The 5646-nt window shown below is 66.0% G+C and carries 6 protein-coding genes; 2 read left to right on the top strand and 4 right to left on the bottom strand.

Annotation, left to right across the window (positions count from 1 at the left end; all coding sequences use genetic code 11):
• The 4 genes from VGQ94_06955 to VGQ94_06940 all read right to left on the bottom strand — a co-directional run.
• A partial coding sequence (locus VGQ94_06955) for a UDP-N-acetylmuramate dehydrogenase (protein ID HEV2022253.1) occupies window positions 1–742 on the bottom strand: 742 nt, incomplete at its 3' end.
• A 133-nt stretch (window positions 743–875) separates the two neighbouring features.
• The gene (locus VGQ94_06950) at window positions 876–2030 is read right to left on the bottom strand and encodes a YncE family protein (protein HEV2022252.1); all 1155 of its coding nucleotides are present in this window, start codon (window positions 2028–2030) and stop codon (window positions 876–878) included.
• 2 nt (window positions 2031–2032) lie between these two features.
• Window positions 2033–3094, bottom strand: a complete 1062-nt coding sequence (aroF, locus tag VGQ94_06945; GenBank protein ID HEV2022251.1) for a 3-deoxy-7-phosphoheptulonate synthase — start codon at window positions 3092–3094, stop codon at window positions 2033–2035.
• A gap of 168 nt (window positions 3095–3262) precedes the next feature.
• Window positions 3263–3736, bottom strand: coding sequence for a RidA family protein (locus VGQ94_06940; GenBank protein ID HEV2022250.1), 474 nt, complete (start codon window positions 3734–3736; stop codon window positions 3263–3265).
• 114 nt (window positions 3737–3850) lie between these two features.
• Here VGQ94_06940 and VGQ94_06935 point away from each other — a divergent pair, with 114 nt between their 5' ends.
• The gene (locus VGQ94_06935) at window positions 3851–4816 is read left to right on the top strand and encodes a deoxyribonuclease IV (protein HEV2022249.1); all 966 of its coding nucleotides are present in this window, start codon (window positions 3851–3853) and stop codon (window positions 4814–4816) included.
• A gap of 10 nt (window positions 4817–4826) precedes the next feature.
• The coding region (locus VGQ94_06930; GenBank protein ID HEV2022248.1) for a class I tRNA ligase family protein at window positions 4827–5646 on the top strand (820 nt) is incomplete at its 3' end.

The raw sequence follows: 5646 nt of genomic DNA, 5'->3' as shown, positions 1-5646 counted from the left end.
CGACGGGGTTCTTGAAGAAGGACCCGGCGCTGCGGGAGTCGTCGTCACCGGGGACGATGAGCATGGCCTTGCTCAGCCGGATGCGGCGCACCGCCTCGCGCGTCTCGGAGAGCGTGGGCGGGTCCTTCCGCCCGGCAAAGTAGTTCTTCAGATCGGCGTACGCGAGGTGCGGCTTGCCTGGGGAGACGAGCGTGAAGGTCACGCGCAGGACGATGTAGCGCCCCCGCGCCGTGGTGTTGAACATGGTGCTGCGGTATCGGAAGCCGCACTCGGCGTTTGAGAGTTCCTTCACCTCGCCGCTCCCCAGCTCGAGCACGCGCACCGAGGTGATGGTGTCTTTCACCTCCTGGCCGTAGGCGCCGACGTTCTGCACCGGCGTCCCGCCTACCGTCCCCGGGATGCCGCTCAGGCACTCGATGCCGGCGCACTCACCGGCCACCGCGCGCGCCACGAACGAGTCCCAATCCTCGCCCGCGCCGACGTCGAAGGTCACCTTGCCCTTCTGGCGGTGCTCCTTGACACTCGTCAGGCCCATCCTCAGCACTAGGCCGGGGAAGCCGGCATCGGCGACCACCAGGTTGCTGCCTCCGCCCAACACGAACAGCGGCAGGCTGCGCGAGCGGGCCTGCTCCACCGCGGCCCGCACGTCCGGCTCCGACTGTGCCTCCACGAAGTAGCGCGCGGAGCCGCCCACTTGGAAGGTGGTCAGCGGCGCCAGCGGTACGTTTTCCTGAATGTCCACGGGGTCAGGATACCAGCGAGTCGCGCTGGTGTGTCTTTACATTCCGAAGCCGAAGGCCGAGGAAGTCCTACCTCTCCCCCGTCTTCTTGCCAGGGTAGGGTTCCCTCGCTTCGCTCGGGATGTAAAGACAAGGCTACTTCACCGGCGGCTTCTTCAGCATGAAGTTCTTGACCGCGATCTGGTTGGGCTGGGTGCCAACCGGGATCATGGTGATAAGCGCCCACACGGGATTGCCCTTGCGCTGGAAGCGGCGCACCAGGGCCACGTCGCCGGCGCGCGCGTCCACCGTCAGGAGGAACTCTTCCGTGGGAGAGAGAGCGAGGGCGTCGGGGCCGTCGCCCACGTGCAGCACGGTCACCAGCCTGCGGGTGTCCAGGCTGAACACAGCCAAGGTATTGTCCTCGAAGTTGGTGACGTAGGCGAGGGTGCCGTCCAGGCTGATGGCGCAGCGCGTCGGGTGGTTGCCGATGAGGAAGGTGCCGCCCACCTCATTGGCCGTGGTCTCGATGATAGAGATGCTGTTGGAATCGAAGTTAGTGACGATGAGCTCGCCGCCGTCGGGCTTGAGCGCCAGGTGGATGGGCGTCTTGCCCACGTCGAGCAGCGCCAGCATCTTGTCGCTCTTGAGGTCGATGGCCGCCACCTGGCCCGTGCCGGCGCAGGCCACAAACGCCTTGCTCGAATCCGGCAGGATGACGATGTCCTCGGGCGCGCCGCAGGCGGGCAGGGTAGCCCGCAGGGTGGGCTTCTCGGCGTCAATGAGCGAGACCGAGTTGTCGCTGCGGTTGGAGACCACGATCGTCTTCCCGTCCGGAGAGATGCGCGCCAGGCCCGGCTGGGACCCCACCGCTATGGTCGCCACCACCACGCGGTGGTCGAGATCGAGTACGGACACATTGTTGGAGGCGGAATTCGCCACCACGGCGCGGCGGCCGTCGGCGGAGATGTCAATAAAGAACGGCACTCCGTGCACACCCAACGTGGCCACCACGGTGTTGCTCTCGGCATCGATCACGCTGACGTTGTTCGACCCCGAATTCGCCACGTAAATCTCGTTCTTCTTTGGATTGGCGGCCACGCCGGTGGGATTGCGTCCGACCGCCAGGGTCTTCTCCACCTTGAAGTTGAGCAGGTCCACCACCGTGACGCTGTCGCTCTTGCCGTTGGTGACGTAGGCGTACTCGCGATATGCGGGCGGGTAGTCCGGCAGGCTTTCCTGGCGGCAGGCAGAGAGCGCGGCCAGCAGGGCGCCGGCCAGCAAGGCGGCGGAAGCGGAGCGCAGTTTCAAAGTTAGCGGGTAGCGGCCGGCTGCGTGCGCGAGGCGGCGGCCACGGGTACGTTACGGTGCAAGACCGCGGCGATCTGGCGGACCTCGGCCATCAGTTCGTCGAACTGGTCGGGGAAGAGCGACTGCATGCCGTCGGAAAGCGCGCGGTCGGGATCGTTATGGACCTCTACCAGCAAGCCGTCGGCGCCCGCGGCCACCGCCGCCCGCGACATGGGCAGGACCTTGTTGCGCTTGCCGGTGCCGTGGCTCGGATCCACCAAGATGGGCAGATGGCTCAGGCGGTCCACCGCCGGCACCACGCTCAGGTCCAGGGTGTTGCGAGTGTGGTCGGCGAAGGTGCGGATGCCGCGCTCGCACAGCACCACATCGTAGTTGCCTTCGCTCATGATGTACTCGGCGGCCATCAGGAACTCCTCCAGCGTCGCCGACATGCCGCGCTTCAGCAGCACCGGCTTTTTGGCGCGCCCCGCGCGCTTGAGCAGGGAGAAGTTCTGCATGTTGCGGGCGCCGATCTGGATGATGTCCGCGTACTTCTCCACCAGGTCCAGCGACTCGTTGTCCACCGCTTCGGTCACGATGAGCAGGCCGAAGCGCTCCCGCACCTCCGCCATGATCTTCAGGCCCTCTTCGCCCAGTCCCTGGAAGGAGTAGGGCGAGGTGCGGGGCTTGTAAGCGCCGCCGCGAAAGAATTGCGCCCCGGTGTGCTGCACGCGCTCGGCGACGGCCAGCGCCTGTTCGCGGCTCTCGATGGCGCAGGGTCCGGCCATCACGGCTAGGTCGCGCCCGCCGATGGTGGCGGAGCTGCCTGGAAAGCGCACGACGGTGTCGTCGTCCTTCAGGTCGCGGCTCACCAGCTTGTAGGGCTTGGTGACGCGGATGACTTCGCCGACCCCCGGCATCTCCTCCAGGCCGCCGGTTTCGACTTCGCCCTGGTTGCCGGTGACGCCGATGGCGGTGCGCTGCGCGCCGGGGATGGAATGCGCGCGGTAGCCCAGCGACTCGATGCGCTCACACACCGCCCGCACCTGCTCTTCGGTGGCGTGCGCCTGCATCACGATCAGCATCGCGTTACCTCGGGAACAACAGTGTAACTGGTGCGGGCACAGAGAGGCAAAGCGCCGCGGGGCCGGATGTTCCGTGTGCTAGAGGTGAACGTTTCGGCATTTTTGTTCGAAGCAGCGATCTTTTTGACTACTGACTACTGGCGACTGACTACTGTTCTTATGCCGCGGTCAGGGCTGGCGGCGGATGGCGATCCCTTGCATCTCCCACCGCGCCCCGAACAGGAGCTTGCCGGCGCCGATGTAAGCCCGCGCGGGAAACTCGTGATGAAAGTGCTTGCGGTACTCAGTGTTGAAGACGGCGAAATCGCTGACGTCGCTGGAGTAGACGGTGACGTAGACCAGGTCGTCCATGGTCATGCCCGCGGTGGCGAGCCGTCTCTCGCAGGATTCCATCAGAAGACGCGCCTCCGTGGCGGCGTCCTGGGGCACCTTGGGAACCTTGTTGCCGGGCTCGAGACCGATGTCGCCAGAGAGATAGAGTGTGTCGTTCACCAGAACGGCCCCGGAGAAAGGAGGCTTGTCCACATCCGCGGAGGCCGACCGGGGGTCGATGTAGCGGCGGACCGGGGCCTTGTCACCTGAGGCGAACGCGGCGAGACCGGCAATAGCGGGCAGAACGATGAATGGGCGCGGAAAGTTCACGAGTCCCTCCTCGATGGCCGCAGGCACGCGGCCGAGTGCGGAATTATCGCATGCTAGAATCGAAACTTCCGGTAGGCATATTCGAAGCAGCGTTCTCACTGACAACTAGCTTTTATGCCGCGCTCCATCGCCCAGGAACAGGATCTCGACACGATGCCCGCGCCCGCCGCGCGGCCGCCCGCTGGGCGCCGCATCGGCATCCACACCTCGACCTCAGGAGGCGCGGAGACGGCGGCCGAGCGCGCCTACCGCCTGGGCTGCAGCACATTCCAGATATTCTCCTCCAGCCCTCGTCAGTGGCAGCCCTGGCGGCTCTCCGAAGCCCAGTGCGCGGAGATGCGCCGCCTGCGCGCCAAGCACGACCTGTCGCCACTCGTCATCCATTGCAACTACCTCATCAACCTGGCGGGCGCGAACCCCGGCTTCTACCAGAAGTCGGTGGATGCCTTCCGGGGCGAGGTGGAGCGCGCCCTGGCCCTGGGAGCGGAGTTCCTGGTGCTGCATCCCGGGTCGTTCCGCGGCTCGAGCAGGGAGGAAGGGCTCGAGCGCCTGGCGCAAGGCGCCGCCCTCGCCGTGGATGGTCTTGACCCAACTGGCTTGACCCTGCTCATTGAGAACACCGCCGGCGCCGAGCATTCCCTCGGCGGCTCTTTCGAGCACGTGGCAGAAGTCGTCGAGCGGCTGCGGAGCGTGCTCTCGGTGGCCGCCTGCCTGGATACCTGCCACACCCACGTCGCCGGCTACGACATCGTGACCCGCGAAGGGCTGGAGCAGACGCTGCGCCTTGCAGACGCGACCATCGGCTTGAAGAATGTGGCCGTGTGGCACTGCAACGACGCCAAGGCCGAGCGCGGCTCACGTCTTGACCGCCACCAGCACATCGGGGAGGGAACCATCGGCGCCGCGCCCTTCCGCCGCCTGCTGAACGATCCGCGCCTCGCCCACGCCGCCTTCATCGCCGAGACGCCCATCGACCAGCTCGGCGACGACCGCCGCAACGTGGAGGTGTTGAGAAGCCTGGTAGAAGAGAAGGCCGCCAAAACACCGAGACGCAGAGAGAAAAGGGCAAAGGTCGGGTAAAGTCTGAGTGATGGCAGAAGAGAAGACAAAGCCGGAGGGGGAAGCGAAGCCAGAGCGCTACGACCCGCAGCCCATCGAGGAGAAGTGGGCGGCGCGCTGGGCGGCGGATCCCAACCTCTACGCCGCCGAGCCCTCCACCTCTGCCCGCAAGAAGTACTACGTGCTGGAGATGCTGCCCTATCCCTCGGGAGTGCTGCACATGGGGCACGTGCGCAACTATTCCATCGGCGACGCCCTGGCGCGGCAGATGTGGATGCGCGGCTACAACGTCCTCCACCCCATGGGCTGGGACGCCTTCGGCCTGCCCGCCGAGAACGCCGCCATCAAAGCCCGCGTCCACCCCCGTCAGTGGACCCTGAACAACATCGCGCACATGAAGGCGCAGATGAAGCGCCTGGGCTTCGCCTACGACTGGTCCACCGAGGTCGCAAGCTGCCTGCCCGAGTACTACCGCTGGAACCAGTGGTTCTTCCTCAAGTTTTATGAGCGCGGCCTGGCCTACCGGAAAAAGAGCCGGGTGAACTGGTGCCCGGAGTGCGCCACCGTGCTGGCCAACGAGCAGGTGGTGGACGGTTGCTGCTGGCGGCACGAACAGACCAAGGTAGAGCAGCGCGAACTGGAGCAGTGGTTCCTGCGCACCACGCAGTATGCCGAGGAGCTGCTTGCGGGCATCGTGACGCTCTCAGACTGGCCGGAGAAGGTGCGCGTGATGCAGCGCAACTGGATCGGGCGCAGCGAAGGCGCCACCGTGGAGTTCCAGCTTGAGGGCGCGGCCGGGCCCGCGGGCTCGGCCATCCCCGTCTTCACCACTCGTATCGACACCATCTTCG

The sequence above is a fragment of the Terriglobales bacterium genome, from assembly GCA_035937135.1.
Lineage (GTDB): Bacteria > Acidobacteriota > Terriglobia > Terriglobales > Acidobacteriaceae > DASYVL01.
Note: the sequence above shows the minus strand (reverse complement) of the source record. Positions and strands in the feature narration are given on the sequence as shown.